Source organism: Pseudomonas abyssi (genome assembly GCF_003444685.1).
GTDB classification, from domain to species: Bacteria; Pseudomonadota; Gammaproteobacteria; order Pseudomonadales; family Pseudomonadaceae; genus Halopseudomonas; species Halopseudomonas abyssi.
The window spans coordinates 56,728-73,639 of the sequence record NZ_LMAZ01000009.1 but is presented as its reverse complement, the minus strand read 5'-3'; the positions used below and the strand labels follow the sequence as shown (position 1 = coordinate 73,639).

Here is a 16,912-nt window from a genome sequence, read left to right as displayed (position 1 = left end):
CTTCGGCTTCGGCTTCGGCTTCGGCTTCGGCTTCGGCTTCGGCTTCGGCTTCGGCTTCGGTGATCAGTGTGTCCCCGGCGGGCGCCGCGTCAAGTATCTCCGGCTCACCGGCCTCGACCGGCAAGGCATCCAGCATCGGTGTTTCACCCCGCGCCAGCGCATCGGCGGCAGCGGCCAGGCGCTCCACATCCGGCAGCGGACGCTGCTGGCCAGCCGCAAAGTCCTCAACCAGCTGCGGCATCAGTGCGCGTACTTCGTTGACCACCCGGAACAGCGCCGGACTGGCGTTGATGCTGCGGTCCATGACCCGGTTGAGCATGTTCTCGACCGACCACGCCAGCTCGGCCAGCACGCCGGCCTTGACCATCCGGCCGCTGCCCTTGAGGGTGTGGAACGCACGGCGCACTTCGCCAAGGGCTTTGGCGTCATCCGCGTCGGCTTGCCACTGGGGCGTAAATTCGCTGAGGGTGTCCAGCACCTCGCCGGCTTCTTCGACAAAGATCTCGACCAGTTCGGGGTCCAGCTCGTCTTCGTCAGCGCTCGCCTCGCTGAGCACGTCATCGCGACTGGGCTCTGCTGCCGGTGCGGTCGTTTCTGGCTCAGCCGGGGCGTCGGTTTCGGCTGCATTATCCAGCTCTGGCTCTGGCTCTGGCTCTGGCTCTGGCTCTGGCTCTGGCTCTGGCTCTGGCTCTGGCTCTGGCTCTGGCTCTGGCTCTGGCGCAACAGTGTCGTCCTGCAGGGGCTCCAATGCCAGCGGCTCGCCAGCCTCGGGTTGGTCCTGTTCGGCTTGTTCGGGCTCGGCGGCCACTTCGTCAGGCAGCTGCTCGGGGTGATAACCCAACAGGCGCAAACGGCCTTCGGCGACATCCAGAATGCTGTCGCCGCGATCGGCATCGTCTTCCGCCAAGCGCTCAAGGTAATAATCAATACTGGTAATGACGTCAGCCAGGGCATCCAGTGCGGTCCAGTCCGGTACCTGCCGCTGGGCCACCAGTTGCTCACGAATATAACGTCGACAGGCGGCAACATCGGCTGCAGCGCGCTCCAGCGGAACCATCGACAAACCGCCGCGCACACTGTTGAGCAGGTCGTCAATCGGCTCCAGCTGGCGGTGATCCCACTGATTGGCAATAAAGGCGTTGATGGCTTCGCGGGTTTCTTCCAGCGCGTTGCGCGCTTCCTGCACCACCAGTTGATGAACCTGAGCAATGTCCTGCGCGGCAGCCAGGCGCTGCATGTCGCCATCCAGGCCGTCGGCCTGATCGCTGCGCTCCAGCCCGAGAATGCCCTGCAGGCTGGCTTCGACGTAAAGCATGCCACCGGCGACGTCCATCAATGCGGCATCCGTCATGGCCGACTCGCCGCTAACCAGACGACCGACCTGATCAATCTGCTCCAGCAGCACACGGCGCGGTTGCCCGAGTCCAAGCATCGCCAGCGTGTCGGCGATACGCTTCATGACCGGTTGCAGCGTCTCCAGGCCGTCGAGTTGCGAGCGATCACCGCGCACAAACAGGTCCAGCTGGTCCTTGACCTGCAACAGCTCTTCGCCCAGTGCCAGAGCGACCGACTGTATGGCCTCGCGATCGGGACCAACCAGGCGATCGCCGGCGGCGCGCTGCTCGTCGGTCCAGGCGCCCTTGAGTTGATAGCGTTCTTTCAGCGCGTCCAGCCGGGGACTGCCGTCGGCGCTCTTGGCCACGTAAAACAGCAGGTTACGCAGCAGCTCGCGCGGCGGATTGCTTTGCAGCGCTCGGGCGCCGCCCGCCTTGAGCTGGCGCAGTTCCTGATCAGCCTGACGCAGCAACTGACGCACTGCCGCGCCATTTTCAATGCTGCCCAGCTCAAGACCTTCAGCCACACCGGCAAAAATCGACCACAAACGCGCGTAGGGCGCGCCCTGACACAGGGTTTCAAGCCGCGCAAAGACGTTACGCAAGTGACGGCTGTTGATGGCCACATCCTGACCACGAATCACACCCGCCTGAGCCATCTGCAGAGCCTGACGCAACTTGCGCAGCTGCAGCACGTTCTGCTCGCTGCTGAGGTCCGCCAGTTCGGTCTCGCCGGCCGGTACGTCGCTGTTTTCCAGTTCCGGGCTAAACAGCGCATTTTCCGACAGCAGCTTGTCGCCCCGGGCGGTGCGCATGTCGTTGAGCAGCGGCAACAGCACCATGGGCAGATCACGCCGGCCGGTCTGCACCCGGTCCAGGTAGGCCGGCATCTGCAGGATAGCCTGCATGAGGATTTCCAGCGCCTCGCCCTCACGGCTGACGCTGCCATTCATCAGGGCCTGAGCCAGTTGCTCCATTTCCTCGGCCAGCAGCGCCGCGCCGTAGAACTCGACCATCTGCAGTGTGCCGTGCACCTGATGGATGTAGGTCAGGCAAAAGCGCAGCCGAGTCGAGTCTTCAGGGTTATCGACAAAGGCTTCCAGCGCCTGTCGCGCCTGATTTAGCGTTTCGGATATCTCGCCCTTGACCCAGTCAAGCGCGACATAATCATGCCGATCACCCATAGTCACTCCAGACGTTCAATGCTATCCCGGCGCACATAGGCCTGTACCTGATCATCAGGCAAACGCTCGAGCAGGGGATTGTTCCAGTCCATGATTTCACCCAATCCGATCACCAGCATGCCACCCGGAGCCAGGCGTCTGGCCAGCAGGTTCAGCAGGTCGCGACGACGCCAGCGACGGAAGTAGATGAGCAGGTTCTGGCAGAAGATGATATCCAGGTCCTGAATCGGAGCCTGGGCCAGTTCAAGAATGTTCAGTCGAGAAAAGCAGACCCGGTCACGCAGACCGTAGGCTACTTCGTGCTTGTCATTGGCCAGCGGCTGTAACCACTCGCGCCGCTCACGCTCGTTCAGACCACCCAGCCGGTGCCCGGAATAGATGGCAGTGCGCCCCTGTTCCAGCGCCTTCAGGCTGATGTCAGTTGCCCAGATGCCGTAGCTGGTCTGCGCCTTGGCGTTGCGCAGACTCTGCTCGGCCATCACGGCCAGCGAGTATGCTTCTTCGCCGCTGGCGCAACCCACGCTCCACAACTGCAGCGGGCGATCAGCCGGGCGGTTCTCCAGCAGTCGGTCGAGGTGGCGACCGACCGCATCAAAGGACGGACGATGCCGCATGAAGCTGGTTTCGCGCACGGTCAAGTGCTCGATCAGCGAGGACCATTCCACCGCGCCCGAGGCGCCCTGAGTGACATACTCGTAGTAGGCCTGATAGTCATTCAGACTGAGCGCCCGCATGCGGGCGCAGAGGCTGGTCTGCAGGAAGGTCTTGCGCTGGTCGCTGACGCACACGCCTGTGCGCGCTTCAAGCAGCGTCTGCCACTGCCGAAACTGCTGCGTGTCCATGTCTGGCAGCTGCTGCAGCGACCAGTTTTGCGTTGTCTGCACGTGTGACCCTCGCACTCGGCGTTTCGGGGTGGCAGTTGCCTGCCACCCGACTCAGCTTAGTCGCCCTGCTGCGGCAGCGTGAAGCCGTCAACCGACTGGCGCATGGCCTCGGCCAGTTTCGCCAGCTCACCGATGCTGCGCGCCGTGGTAGTGGTACCGGCGGATGTCTGCGAGGTGATTTCCTGAATCACGTTCATGGTATTGGAAATGTGACCGGCCGAAGACGCCTGCTGACGTGCTGCGTTGGAAATGTTCTGAATCAACGCTGCAAGGCTGGTCGATACCTTCTCGATCTCCTCCAGTGCCACACCGGCGTCCTGCGCCAGTCGGGCACCGCGGACCACCTCGGAGGTGGTCTGTTCCATCGAGATAACCGCTTCGTTGGTATCGGTCTGAATGGTCTTAACCAGCGCTTCAATCTGCTTGGTTGCACCGGAGGAACGTTCCGCGAGGCGCTGAACCTCGTCCGCAACCACCGCGAAGCCGCGACCGGCATCACCGGCCATAGAGGCCTGGATCGCCGCGTTAAGAGCCAGAATGTTGGTCTGGTCGGCAATGTCGTTAATCAGGCTGACGATGTCACCGATCTCCTGGGACGACTCACCCAGACGCTTGATCCGCTTGGAGGTGTCCTGGATCTGCTCACGAATGGTGTCCATGCCAACGATGGTGTTCTGTACCACCTCGTTACCCTTGTTGGCGATGGCTACCGAGCGCTCCGCTACCGCCGCCGATTCGGAGGCGTTGGCCGATACCTGGTCGATCGACACAGCCATTTCATTTACCGCCGCCGAGGCGCCGGCGATTTCCTGCGCCTGGTGCTCGGAGGCCTCGGCCAGGTGCATCGCGGTGCCCTGTGTCTCCTGGGCGGCGCGCTCCACTTCCTGAGCAGTGTCGTTAATGGTACCTACCAGCGCACGCAGCTGGTCGATGGACTCGTTGATGGAGTCAGCGATGGCGCCGGTGAAGTCCTCGGTTACCGTTGCCTGGGCGGTCAAGTCACCGTCGGCCAGATCACCGATCTCGTCCAGCAGACGCAGAATCGCTGCCTGGTTACGCTCGTTCTTCTCGCGGGTTTCCGCCAGACGTTCACGGGTATCGCGGGTCAGCTGAATACCGATCAGCAGCAGACACATGAAGGCGATCGCCGCCAGCACATAGCCCAGCAGGCTGTTGGCAACGCGCGAATCAGCGCGGCTTTCAAAGCCCTGCGCCAGCTCCGACAGGTTGTCGAGCATCAGCTGGGAGCCGGAGAAGATTTCGTTGGCTGCGGTACGTACCTGATAGAGCTCGGGAGAGGTCAGCAAAATCTGGTCAACCGAGTCCGATACATAGCGGAACAGCGACTGAATTTCCTGCAGTCGGCTGGCCGCGTCAGGGTCGGTTACCGGCGCAATGCCAATGCTGGGGTTACCTTCCAGCATGCCCTGCAGTACGCGACCGAACAGGCTGGCGTCACGGCCGAAGCTGTCCGCCGCCATGACCGCATCCTCGTCACCTTCGAGTACCCGGTTCACCGAGCCGAGAATCCGCTCTGCCAGCAGCGACTGACGCTGGGCAATGGCGACCTGATCAGCGGGCGCGCCGCTGGCAATCAGCACGTCTACCACGTCTTCGTACTCGACCTGCAGTTGCGGCACAGTATCGGACAGGGTGATTGCTACCTCGTGCAACGAGAGTACCGTGGTCTGGCTGGCCAGAATCGCGTCGGCGTTGCCACGCATGCGATCCCAGTCGGCCTGCACCTTGGCCTGCTGCGCCTGCAGACTGTCAGGCATCGGCGGCAGGTTGGAGGACGGATCACCGTTGACCAGGTAATCCCAGCGTTGCTGGAAGTCGTTACGCGCCGTCAGCAGCAGGCCAAAGGCCTCCGGCGTACCGGTGGCCGCCTCGGTGGCCGACTTGGAGATTTCCTGCGACAGTACGCGCAGCTCACCCGCGTGACCGATGTACTCCGTATCACGCGAGCTTTGGGTGTTCAGGTAAAAGAAGTTGGCGATCAGCAGCACCAGCGAAACGACCAGTACGGCACCGAGACCCAGGACCGTGCGGTTGCTTCGCAAGGAAGACAGCGTCTGTGTATCAATTAGCTTCATATGACTGGCCCCTACCTGGCCTACGGCTGTTATTACTGGCTACATGCTCCTGTCGCGGTGGCGGCCAGGCCGCTACCGCGCCCAAGTCCATCAGATGGCAACGTCCAGAAACTGCTGGTCGTGTGCCAGGGCGCGAAAGTTGAAAACCAGCGCCTCACGCTCTCCCCGATACGCCCCTACAATGTAGGGCCGCACTTGCGCATCCAGCGCCGGTAACTCGGTGCTGAAGGTATTCACCGGCAGATGCTGCATCCCCAGCACCTCATCTACCAGCAGCCCAACGAACAGATCATCACGATCCAGCACCAGCACCCGACGCTGCTTGCGGGCAGCCGTGGTGCTGACGCCGAAGAACCGGCTCAGATCAATGATGGGTAACAGACGGCCACGCACGTTGGCCACACCCCGCACCCAGGCCTTGACCCGGGGCAGCGCGGTGTAGCGCGGTTCGTGCAGAATTTCAGTGATTTCGCCCATGGCCGCCAGCATGGTGCAACCGGCCAGGCGAAAGCCTACGCCGCTCCAGGTCTCACTGACCACGTCCTGCGACGGCAGGCCTGCGGCCTGCTGGCGGCACTGGCTGGCGAGCTGCTGCAGCAGCTCGAAGGGATGTTGAATATCTGACATGCCGTCCCTGTTCTCGTTCTTATCCGGCATCAAGTAACGTCGGCCCTAGCTGCCGAGTACGGTTTTCAGGGTCTTGATCAGGGTGGACTCGTCGACCGGTTTGGTCAGATAGTCCTTGGCGCCCTGACGAGTACCCCATACCTTGTCGGTTTCCTGGTCCTTGGTGGTTACGATGATGACGGGAATGTGTCCGGTTTCCGGATCTTTGGTCAGTTGCCGCGTTGCCTGAAAGCCGTTCAGGCCGGGCATCACGATATCCATCAGGACGGCGTCGGGCTTCTCCTGGCGGGCCAGGGCCACGCCGTCGGCGCCGTTCTCGGCCTTGAGTACCTCATAGCCGTGTTTTTCCAGCATGCCGGTCAGCTTGTACAGCTCGGTCGGCGAATCATCTACTACCAAAATACGGGCCATCAGACTCCCCCGGGTTGTGCTCTGTGTTGCGTTCGCGCTCAGGCGCCGGCGGCACCGGCCAGATTGCCGGACTGCGGGACGTGGGCGCGGATGGCACCCAACAGCTCTTCCTTGCTGAAGGGTTTGGTCAGGTATTGGTCTGACCCGACGATACGGCCCTTGGCCTTGTCGAACAGACCGTCCTTGCTGGACAACATGATGACCGGCGTCGCCCGGAAGGCGCTGTTGTTCTTGATCAGCGCGCAGGTCTGATACCCGTCAAGACGAGGCATCATGATGTCGACAAAGATGATATCCGGGTGGTTGTCGGCAATCTTGGCCAGCGCGTCAAAGCCGTCGACCGCAGTGATGACGGTGCATCCGACCTTTTTCAGCAGGGTCTCTGCCGTGCGTCGAATCGTCTTGCTGTCGTCAATCACCATGACTTTCAGGCTCTCGAAATTTTCTTCCATAAGACCAGCCTTTGTTTTTGATGGAGGGTCGTACCTGTTGGCTGCGCCGACGCAGCCGCTGACCAGCCAATTCCCTGTCGGCGTACTTTTAGCATAGATTCGACGACCAATCTATAAACCCATCCCAGCGACGATACAGCTTGCGCAAAAGCACCACGCACTGGCTGCACGACGCCGGCGGCGCTACACTCGAAGCCCCCTGCAACAGCCTGGAATACACACTGCCCATGCGAATCCGCCTCGGTATCGTGATGGATCCGATCAACGCGATCCATTACAAGAAAGACAGTTCACTGGCCATGCTGCTGGCCGCCGCCCAACGCGACTGGGAGCTCTTCTACCTGGAGCCGCAGGACCTCTACCTGGTCGACGGCAAGGCTCACGGCTGCCTGCGCCCGCTCAAGGTATTTGCCGATCCCGCCCACTGGTACGAGCTGGGCGAGGAACAAAAGGCCCCGCTGGACAGCCTGGACGTTGTGCTGATGCGCAAGGACCCGCCCTTCGACAACGAGTTTCTCTACGCCACCCACATTCTGGAAGCGGCCGAGCGTGACGGTGTACTGATCGTCAACCGCCCAGCCAGTCTGCGCGATTGCAACGAGAAATTGTTTGCTACCCAGTTCCCGCAATGCGCACCGGATCACGTCGTCACCCGGCGCGCCGACATTCTGCGCGAATTCGCGTTGCAGCACCGTGACGTTATTCTCAAACCGCTCGACGGCATGGGCGGCTCCATGATTTTCCGCATAAGAGAGAATGACCCCAACCTCAGCGTGATCATCGAGACACTGACTCAACACGGCACCCAGCAGATCATGGCCCAGCGCTACCTGCCGGAAATCAAGGACGGCGACAAACGTATCCTGATGATCCAGGGCGAGCCGGTCCCCTACTGCCTGGCGCGCATCCCGCAGCAGGGTGAGACGCGCGGCAACCTGGCCGCTGGCGGCCGTGGCGAGGCGCGCCCGCTGACCGAGCGCGATCGCTGGATCGCAGCCCAGGTCGGGCCGACCCTGCGCGAGCGCGGCCTGCTGTTTGTCGGCCTGGACGTGATTGGCGATTACCTGACCGAAATCAACGTCACCAGTCCGACCTGCATCCGCGAAATCGATGCGGCCTACGACACCGACATTGGCGGCCGCCTGATGAACGCGATCGAAGCCCTGCTGCAGGCGCGTTGAAACACCCCCGCTCGCACGCCGTCGACACCGACGGCGTGACCTGCCCCACAGAACAGCACATGGACTTTTGTGCCGTCGGCGGGCAGACTTCCACGGATACCGAGTTCGCCTATGGACAGCATGAATACCGCCGTGACCCCTCCTGCGCCCAGCCAAGCCCGTACCGTCACCTCCCGTGACCGCCTGGGTTTCACCCTGTTTATCGCTGCGGTGCTGCACGCCCTGCTGATTCTCGGTATCACCTTTGATCTGCCGACACCCAGCGAGCTGACCAAAAGCCTGGAAATCACCCTGGCCACACAGCGGGCCGACGAGGCCCCGGAAGAGGCCGACTACCTGGCCCAGATCAACCAGCAGGGCAGCGGCACGCTGGAAGAAAAGGCCGCGCCCAGCACCACTGAAGAAGCAGACTTTCAGGACAGCGAGATCCACGAAGTCACCCCCCAGCAGCAAGTCAGCGCACCGCCGCCGGAGCAGGAGCAGCAAAAGGTCATCACCACCAGCGCGCCCAAGGTCGACCAGGTCACCGCCGCACCGCCGACCGCCAAGCCGGAGCCAGCACCCACCGCCGAGCTGAGCTTCAACATGAGCGACCTCTCGCGTGAAATCGCCAGCCTGGAAGCCCAACTGGCCGAAGAGCGCCAGGCCTACGCACGCCGTCCGCGCATCCTGCGGCTGAACGCCGCCTCGACCATGGCCGACAAGGGAGCGTTCTACAAGGATGCCTGGCGCCGCAAGGTGGAGCAGGTGGGCAACCTCAACTACCCTGCCGAAGCCCGCGCCAACCGTATCTACGGCAGTCTGCGGCTGATGGTCCAGATCAACCGTGACGGCAGCCTGCGCGATGTGCGTATCCTTGAATCCTCGGGCGAGAAAATTCTCGACGACGCGGCCATCCGCATTGTCCGACTGGCCGCTCCCTTCATGCCGTTCACCGGCGAACTGATGGATGTCGACGTGCTGGAAATCATCCGTACCTGGCGCTTTGAGCCGGGTGACCGCGTGTCCAGCTTCTGACCCGCTGACGCCTCGCCACAAAAACCGGCGTCAGTGCACGCCGGCCCAGGGCATTCTGGCACGCAACCGCCTTGCCCTACCTGGCCTTCGGCCCGATACTGTGGGCATGCAGACCTCGCCGAACTACCTCACGCACCATTTTCTGATCGCCATGCCCCACATGGCCGACGACCGTTTTGATCACAGCCTGATCTACCTCTGTGACCACAGCGCCGAGGGCGCCATGGGCCTGGTGATCAATCAGCCCAGCGACCTCAGCCTGGACGACTTGCTGGAGCAACTGGCGCCCGAGTTGAGCGGCCGCAACTGCCAGACCGTCTTCAACGGCGGCCCGGTAGAGCCCGAACGCGGCTTTGTATTGCACGATGGCGAACGTCGCTGGGAGTCGAGCGCCGAGCTGGGGCCGCTGACGCTGACCACCTCGCAGGACATCCTGCGCGCCATGGCGTGCGGCGAAGGCCCCCAGCAGGCGCTGATCACCCTCGGCTACGCTGGCTGGGGCGCCGGTCAGCTGGAGCAGGAGCTGGCCAACAATGTCTGGCTCAGCTGCCCGGCCGAACACCACATTCTGTTCCAGCTGCCCAGCGGCGAGCGCCTGAATGCCGCCGCGCGCACTCTGGGTATCGACTGGACCCTGCTGACCAGCCAGGCAGGCCACGCCTGATGCCGACCGCCCATCGCCGCGCCATGGCCTTCGACTACGGCACCCGTCAGATCGGCGTCGCCATCGGCCAGACGCTCACCGGCAGCGCCGAGCCGCTGACCAACCTGCGCGCCCGCGACGGTGTGCCGGACTGGGAGCAGGTCGCCAAACTGATCCGCGAATGGGAGCCCAACGTACTGGTCGTCGGCCTGCCCCTGAACATGGACGGCAGCGCCAGCGATATGAGCGAGCGCGCTGCGCGCTTCGCCCGCCGCCTCAATGGCCGCTTCCAGTTGCCAGTCGAGACCGTCGACGAACGCCTGAGCACCTTCGAGGCAAAACAACATTTAAAGGATCAGGGACGCACGCCGAGCAGCTACCGGGAAGATCCGGTCGACAGCCTCGCCGCCGCCCTGCTGTTGCAAACCTGGCTGAGCAGCCAGAGCAAGGAGACATGATGAGTACACTTCCTGCGGTCGACGGCCTGCTGGTCGATATGGCCGAGCAGCTGCGCGCCCACCTCAACGCCCGGCAGATCACTGACCCGGCCTTTGTCGGCATTCACACCGGCGGCGTTTGGATCGCCGAGGCGCTGCACGCCAAGGTCGCCCCAGAGGCGCCGATGGGCACCCTCGACATCGCCTTTTACCGCGACGATTTTGAGCAACACGGTTTGCCGCAGCGAGTGCGCCCCTCCGAACTGCCGTTCACCGTCGATGACCGTCACATCATCCTGATCGACGATGTGCTGATGACCGGCCGCACCATTCGCGCCGCCCTCAACGAGCTGTTCGACTATGGCCGCCCCGCCTCCGTCACCCTGGTCACTTTGCTGGACGTTGACGCCCGCCAGCTGCCGATCCGCGCCGACATCCTCGGCGCCAGTCTGGCCCTGCCGGCGGGCCAGCGGGTAAAATTGACCGGCCCGGCCCCCCTGCAACTGACTCTGACCGCCGCTACCAATTGAGATCGCCATGAGCCTGACGCCGCACCACCTGCAACTCAACCAACAGGGCCAGCTGCGCCACTTTCTGACTATTGAAGGGCTGTCGCGCGAGCTGCTGACCGAGCTGCTCGACACCGCCGACTCCTTCCTCGAAGTGGGCGAGCGCGCCGTCAAGAAGGTCCCGCTGCTGCGCGGCAAGACGGTCTGCAACGTCTTCTTCGAAAACTCCACGCGTACTCGCACCACCTTTGAGCTGGCGGCCAAGCGGCTGTCGGCCGACGTGCTCAACCTGAACATCTCGACCTCCTCGACCAGCAAGGGCGAAACCCTGTACGACACCCTGCAAAACCTGGAGGCAATGGCCGCCGACATGTTCGTCGTGCGCCACGGCGATTCCGGCGCCGCGCACTTTATCGCCGAACGGGTCTGCCCGGACGTGGCTGTGATCAATGCCGGCGACGGCAACCACGCCCACCCGACCCAGGCGATGCTCGACATGCTGACCATCCGTCGCCACCGTGGTGACTTCGAGAACCTCTCGGTTGCCATCGTCGGCGATATCCTGCATTCGCGGGTGGCCCGCTCCAACATGCTCGCACTGAAGACCCTCGGCTGCCCGGATATCCGCGTGATCGCCCCGCGCACTCTGCTGCCAGAGGGGATCGACCAGTACGGCGTGCGCGTATTCAACGATCTGCGCGTCGGCCTGCGCGACGTCGATGTAGTGATCATGCTACGCCTGCAGAAAGAACGCATGCAAAGCGGCCTGCTGCCCAGCGAAAGCGAGTTCTACAAGCTCTACGGCCTGACCCGCGAGACCCTGGCGCTGGCCAAACCGGACGCGCTGGTCATGCACCCTGGCCCGATCAACCGCGGCGTCGAGATCGAGTCCGATGTCGCCGACGGCCCGCAATCGGTGATCCTCAAACAGGTGACCTACGGCATCGCCGTGCGTATGGCCGTGATGTCGATGGCCATGACCGGACAAACCACCCAGCGCCAGCTCACCCAGGAAGCGAACTGAACCATGCGACTGACGATTGAAGGCGCCCGGGTCATCGACCCCGCCAGCCAGTTTGACGAGATTACCGACCTGCACATCGCCGCCGGCCACATCCAGGCCATTGGCGCCGCCCCCGAAGGCTTCAACGCCAGCCAGCGCATCGACGCCCGCGGCCTGATTGCCTGCCCCGGCCTGGTCGATCTCAACGTCGCCCTGCGCGAGCCCGGCCACAGCCGCAAGGGCAATATCGCCAGCGAAACGCGCGCCGCCGCCGCCGGAGGCGTGACCACCCTGTGCTGTCCGCCCGATACCCGGCCGGTGCTCGACACCCCGGCGGTTGCCGAGCTCATCCTCGACCGCAGCCAGGCGGCCGGCAACGCCCGCGTTCTGCCGATCGGCGCCCTGACCAAGGGCCTGGAAGGCGAGCAACTCAGCGAGCTGGTTGCCCTGCGCGACGCCGGCTGCGTGGCCTTCACCCAGGGCCTGACGCCGATGGCCGGCAACCGCATCCTGCGCCGTTCACTGGAGTACGCCGCCACTTTCGACCTGACCATTATCTTCACGCCGCAGGACGCTGACCTGGCCGAGGGCGGCATGGCCCACGAAGGGCCGACCGCCTCACGCCTTGGTCTGGTGGGTATTCCCGAAAGCGCCGAAACCGTCGCCCTGGCCCGGGATTTGCTGTTGATTGAGCAGACCGGCGTACGCGCGCACTTCAGCGGCCTGACCAGCGCCCGCGCCATGGACATGCTGGCCACTGCCCAGGCCCGCGGCCTGCCGGTGACCGCCGACGTTGCCGCCTACCAGCTGCTGCTGTGCGACGAAGACCTGGTTGGTTTTTCCAGCCAGCTGCACGTGATGCCGCCGCTGCGTTCAGCTGCCGACCGCCGCGCCCTGCGCGAAGCGGTGCAAAGCGGTGTGGTGCAGGCCATTGCCTCGCATCACCGGCCACACGAAGCCGAGGCCAAGCGCGTGCCCTTCGCCGCATCCGAGCCTGGCATCAGCAGCGTCGAGATTCTGCTGCCCTTGGCGCTGACGCTGGTTGCCGATGGCCTGCTGGAGTTGCCGGCAGCGCTGTCGCGGGTGACCAGCGGCCCGGCCAGCGCACTGGGCCTGCCGGTGGGCATCGGCCAGCTGCAGCTTGGCGGCGCGGCGGACATCACCCTGTTTGATCCGGCGCAGGCCTGCGAGATCGGCCGAAACTGGCTATCTCGGGGCAGCAACTGCCCCTTTATCGGGCAAGGCGCGCCCGCAGCGGTTACCCATACCCTGCATGGCGGAAAACTGGTATATCAACTGACCTGACGCTGCTGTCAGCGCGGCGCCGGGCAGCCGGCCAACACTGAGCGACTGGAAAGGACACTGGCATGGCCGCATTCGGCTTACGTGGTAAATCCCTGCTGGCACTATTGCTGGCCTGTCTACTGGCATTGGTGCCGGCCGGCCTGATCGGCTGGTCGGTGCTCAATAACATCCACCAGCACTTCGGCGAAGGCTACGCACGCAACGCCACGCTGCTCAGTCGCGAACGCATCAGCGCGCCGATCAGCCGCGAGCTGGCGCTGTCGCTGCGCTTTGCCAATTCCGAGGTCACCCGCCAGTGGCTGCGCGATCCGGACGACCCGGCCAAGGCCGACCTGTTCTTCCGCGAGGCCGAACTGTACCGCGCAGACTTCCGCGACCACGCCTACTTCATTGGTCGACTGGATACCCTGGGCTACTACTTCAATGGCGGCGACCAGGCTCCCAGCCGCGAGCCACGCTATATCCTCAACCCCGACGACGATGCCGATCGCTGGTTCTTCAGCACCCTGCGCAATACCGAGGGCTTCAACCTCAACGTCGACGTCAACCCCGAGCTGGACACCACCAAGGTGTGGCTCAACATGGTGGTCAAGGACGAAGACGGCAGCGTGCTGGCACTGGCCGGCTCCGGGCTGGATCTCTCCGACTTTATTCGTGACTTCATCACCAGCGATACCGCCGGCGTCACACCGATGATTGTCGACGCTGACGGCGCCATCCAGGCCCATCAGGACCGCAGTCTGATCGTCATGAACTCCGGCGCTGGCGCCAGCACCGCCAGCGGCAGCAACCTGCTGAGCCTGGTCGCCGAACAGGAACGTGATGCCGTCCGCGCGGCCCTGCAGCAAGTTCAACAGCACACCGGCAGTGTCGCCACGCTGCCCGTCACACTGCAAAACGCCCATCAGCTGCTGGCCGTTACCTACCTGCCGGAGCTGGACTGGTATGTCGCCAACGCCGTCGACCTAAGCACCGCCGAGGTGATCGACAGCGCCTGGATCACGCCGCTGCTGATCGGTCTGGGCGTACTGCTGATCGTTCTGGTGCTGATCTTCGCCTTCGCCATCGAGCGCCTGCTGCTGGGCCCGCTGCGCCAGCTCAAGCGCGGAGCCCAGGCCATGGCTGCGGGTCAGTACGATGTCGCGATGCCGGCGGGACGCAACGACGAGATTGGCGAGCTGAGCGACGCGTTCGGCGTCATGGCCAAGAAGGTCCGCAGCCATACCCAGGAGCTGGAGCAGCGCGTGCAGGAGCGCACCCGCGACCTGGAAGAGGTCAACCAGCAGATGCGCACCGCGCAGCGTAAAATTGCCGACTCCATCGACTACGCCAGCCTGATCCAGCGCTCGATCCTGCCCAACCGCGAGCTGGTCAACGCCCTGGGCGAGCACCACGCCGTGCTTTGGCGCCCGCGGGACGTGGTCGGTGGCGACTTCTACATCTTCCACAGCGATCAGGACCATTGCCTGTTTGGCGTCGTCGACTGCGCCGGGCACGGCGTGCCCGGAGCGTTGATGACCATGCTGGCGCACGCGGCCCTCGACCAGGCCATCAGCGATTGCGGCATGCATGATCCGGCTGCGGTACTGCAGCGCACCGACCGCATCCTGCGCCACATGCTCAGCGACGCCAACGAATCCAAGTCGGTGGCCACCAACATGGACGTCGGTCTGGCCTACGTTGACCTGAAGCAAGGCCAGGTCACCTTCTCCGGTGCCAAGATAGCTCTGTACTACAGCGACGGCGAGACGGTCGAGCACCTGCCGGGTGCGCGCCGGGCACTTGGCGACAAGCGTCAGGGCGACTATCACAACAGCCAGATCGAGCTGCGCGCCGGTCGCACTTTCTACCTGTGCACCGACGGTTTCCTCGACCAGGCCGGCGGCGAACAAGGCTTCGGCTTCGGCAACAGCCGCTTTGCCGACATGCTGCGCACCCACGCCAGCCTGCCACTGCGCGAGCAAAGTGCCGCATTCAGCGATACACTGGCCGCCTACCAGGGTGATTATCCGCAGCGCGACGATATCACCATGTTGTGTTTCCGTTTTGACTGAGCCCGCAACAGGAGCCGTAATGGACAACATCGACCTATTCGCCATGCGCGAACGTTTCAACAGCCAGCAGATCATGCTGTGCTTTAACGGGCCGATTTCGCGCAGCCTGATCGAAGAGATCGGCAATGCGCTGCGTAACTACCTGGCTGCCGACCACGCCCACCCCAGCGCGGCCATGGACGTGTTTGCGGTCTACATCGAGATGACCCAGAACATCAGCCACTACACCCGCTCCAAGGGCTGGAACGAGCAGGAAGCCGGCGCCACCGTGGTGGTCTCGCGCAACGAGGAGAACCGCTACGTGGTCTCCGCCGGCAACCTGATCGAAAGCGGCGACGGCGACGGCCTGGTGGCCGCCATTGGCCAACTCGCCCAGCTCGACAAAGCCGGCCTGAAGGCAGCCTACAAGGAACAACTGCGCCGCCCGCGTGACGCCGAGCGCGCCTCCGGCGCCGGTCTCGGGCTGATCGACATCGCCCGTAAATCCAGTGCGCCGCTGCAGGCCTCACTGCAGCCTGCCGCCGACGGTCGCAGCTTTTTCAGCCTGCGCGCCGTGATCTGATCGAATCGAGAGCACCAGATAATGAACGACTTCAGTATTCCCAGTTCCCAGTCCACTCCGGAAGTCCGCAGTGACTGGGCAGCCGGCCAACTGTTCATGGCCGGCGATTCCTACCCGGAAAACTCCTTTGACATGTTCCAGCAGGTCTTCGAGTGGATCGAGGGCTACCTTAGCGAAGGCGGCAAACCGCTCAGCCTGGAACTGCGTCTGCTGTATTTGAATACCAGCAGCGTCAAGGCCATGATGGACGTATTCGACCTGCTTGAAGCCGCGCACCAGGATGGCGCGCAGGTTCAGGTCAACTGGTACTACGACCCGCAGAACGAGCGCGTGGCCGAGCTGGCGGAAGAGTTCAAGGAAGACTGCTCCTTCACCTTCAACATCATCAGCCACAACTGAGGCGCCCATGAAAGCGTCGAAAGAGGCCCTGGAAGTTCAGATCCAGGCGCTGCTGGACAGCGGCGAGCACGACGACAGCCCGCTGTCGGCGCCGCTGCGAGAGCTGTGGACAGCGCATCAGGACCTGGCCCGGCGTATCGACCGCATCAGCCACATTTCCGATGGCTTTCAGAGTCTGGCCAAGCAACGTGAGCAGTCGCTGACCGAGCGCCTGAACAAGCAGCTGCGCCAACTGGAGAAGGTTGCGCGCATCTCCGACCGCTACCAGAACATGATGCGCGACCTCAACGAGGCCCTGCGCGAAGCCTCGACCCACGACGCCCTGACCGGCCTGGCCAATCGCCGGCTGCTGGTGGAAAAGCTGAAGAAGGAAGTGGAGCGCTTTGTCCGCTATCAGCGCCCCTTCAGCATTGCCATGCTGGATGTTGACCACTTCAAGAATATCAACGACCGCTACGGCCACGAAGTCGGCGATGGTGCGCTGATTGAGATAGCACGGGTGCTGGATGCAGAAATCCGCGAAAACGACCTGTGCGGCCGCTGGGGTGGGGAGGAGTTCCTGATTCTGCTGCCGGAAACCGGTGATCAGGCTGCCACGCTGGTCATGGAGCGTGTACGCAACGCGGTCGAGCGCCTGACCATTCGCGTGCAGGATGAGTCGGTCTGCATGACCGTGAGCATCGGCGTCGCCGAACACCGCCAGGAGTCGAGCTACTCCGACACCATCAGCCGTGCCGATCACGCCCTGCTGGTCGCCAAACGCGGTGGCCGCAACCAGCTGAGCACCGCTAGCGACTGACGCCGCCGTCAAACG

Annotated in this window: 17 protein-coding genes; 11 read left to right on the top strand and 6 right to left on the bottom strand. The window is 63.5% G+C overall.

Annotated features, from left to right (window positions below; translation table 11 throughout):
• The 6 genes from ASB58_RS18140 to ASB58_RS18115 all read right to left on the bottom strand — a co-directional run.
• The coding region (locus tag ASB58_RS18140; RefSeq protein ID WP_181977970.1) for a FimL-related protein at positions 1 to 2,518 on the bottom strand (2,518 nt) is incomplete at its 3' end.
• Positions 2,519 to 2,520: 2 nt separating this feature from the next.
• A complete protein-coding gene (locus ASB58_RS18135; RefSeq protein WP_096005827.1) occupies positions 2,521 to 3,402 on the bottom strand; it encodes a CheR family methyltransferase in 882 nt (293 codons plus the stop codon).
• Positions 3,403 to 3,458: 56 nt separating this feature from the next.
• Positions 3,459 to 5,498, bottom strand: a complete 2,040-nt coding sequence (locus tag ASB58_RS18130; protein ID WP_096005828.1) for a methyl-accepting chemotaxis protein — start codon at positions 5,496 to 5,498, stop codon at positions 3,459 to 3,461.
• A gap of 90 nt (positions 5,499 to 5,588) precedes the next feature.
• Positions 5,589 to 6,125, bottom strand: a complete 537-nt coding sequence (locus ASB58_RS18125; protein WP_096005829.1) for a chemotaxis protein CheW — start codon at positions 6,123 to 6,125, stop codon at positions 5,589 to 5,591.
• Between the two features lie 45 nt (positions 6,126 to 6,170).
• Entirely contained in the window at positions 6,171 to 6,536 is a 366-nt protein-coding gene (gene pilH / locus ASB58_RS18120; RefSeq protein WP_083725030.1) for a twitching motility response regulator PilH, read from the bottom strand.
• Between the two features lie 38 nt (positions 6,537 to 6,574).
• On the bottom strand, positions 6,575 to 6,988 hold the full coding sequence (locus ASB58_RS18115) for a response regulator (RefSeq protein ID WP_096005830.1): 414 nt from the start codon (positions 6,986 to 6,988) through the stop codon (positions 6,575 to 6,577).
• 227 nt (positions 6,989 to 7,215) lie between these two features.
• Between ASB58_RS18115 and gshB the strand changes: the two genes are divergently transcribed.
• The 11 genes from gshB (at position 7,216) to siaD (ending at position 16,897) form a co-directional block, all read left to right on the top strand.
• Positions 7,216 to 8,169, top strand: coding sequence for a glutathione synthase (gene gshB / locus ASB58_RS18110; RefSeq protein WP_118131879.1), 954 nt, complete (start codon positions 7,216 to 7,218; stop codon positions 8,167 to 8,169).
• 120 nt (positions 8,170 to 8,289) lie between these two features.
• A complete protein-coding gene (locus ASB58_RS18105; RefSeq protein ID WP_096005859.1) occupies positions 8,290 to 9,186 on the top strand; it encodes an energy transducer TonB in 897 nt (298 codons plus the stop codon).
• A 106-nt stretch (positions 9,187 to 9,292) separates the two neighbouring features.
• On the top strand, positions 9,293 to 9,850 hold the full coding sequence (locus ASB58_RS18100; protein WP_118131878.1) for a YqgE/AlgH family protein: 558 nt from the start codon (positions 9,293 to 9,295) through the stop codon (positions 9,848 to 9,850).
• The gene (gene ruvX, locus ASB58_RS18095) at positions 9,850 to 10,287 is read left to right on the top strand and encodes a Holliday junction resolvase RuvX (protein ID WP_118131864.1); all 438 of its coding nucleotides are present in this window, start codon (positions 9,850 to 9,852) and stop codon (positions 10,285 to 10,287) included. Before ASB58_RS18100 ends, ruvX begins: the two co-directional genes overlap by 1 nt.
• Complete coding sequence (gene pyrR, locus ASB58_RS18090; RefSeq protein ID WP_118131862.1) at positions 10,287 to 10,796, top strand: bifunctional pyr operon transcriptional regulator/uracil phosphoribosyltransferase PyrR; 510 nt, start codon at positions 10,287 to 10,289, stop codon at positions 10,794 to 10,796. Before ruvX ends, pyrR begins: the two co-directional genes overlap by 1 nt.
• Before the next feature lie 7 nt (positions 10,797 to 10,803).
• Entirely contained in the window at positions 10,804 to 11,799 is a 996-nt protein-coding gene (locus ASB58_RS18085; RefSeq protein ID WP_118131860.1) for an aspartate carbamoyltransferase catalytic subunit, read from the top strand.
• A 3-nt stretch (positions 11,800 to 11,802) separates the two neighbouring features.
• Positions 11,803 to 13,083, top strand: coding sequence for a dihydroorotase (locus tag ASB58_RS18080; RefSeq protein WP_118131858.1), 1,281 nt, complete (start codon positions 11,803 to 11,805; stop codon positions 13,081 to 13,083).
• Between the two features lie 62 nt (positions 13,084 to 13,145).
• Positions 13,146 to 15,137 (top strand): biofilm regulation protein phosphatase SiaA, encoded by a 1,992-nt coding sequence (gene siaA / locus ASB58_RS18075; RefSeq protein ID WP_118131856.1) that lies wholly within the window; start codon positions 13,146 to 13,148, stop codon positions 15,135 to 15,137.
• Positions 15,138 to 15,156: 19 nt separating this feature from the next.
• Entirely contained in the window at positions 15,157 to 15,699 is a 543-nt protein-coding gene (gene siaB / locus ASB58_RS18070; protein WP_118131854.1) for a biofilm regulation protein kinase SiaB, read from the top strand.
• A 21-nt stretch (positions 15,700 to 15,720) separates the two neighbouring features.
• A complete protein-coding gene (gene siaC / locus ASB58_RS18065) occupies positions 15,721 to 16,098 on the top strand; it encodes a biofilm regulation phosphoprotein SiaC (RefSeq protein WP_096005838.1) in 378 nt (125 codons plus the stop codon).
• 7 nt (positions 16,099 to 16,105) lie between these two features.
• Complete coding sequence (gene siaD / locus ASB58_RS18060; RefSeq protein WP_096005839.1) at positions 16,106 to 16,897, top strand: biofilm regulation diguanylate cyclase SiaD; 792 nt, start codon at positions 16,106 to 16,108, stop codon at positions 16,895 to 16,897.
• The last annotated feature ends 15 nt before the right edge of the window (positions 16,898 to 16,912 follow it).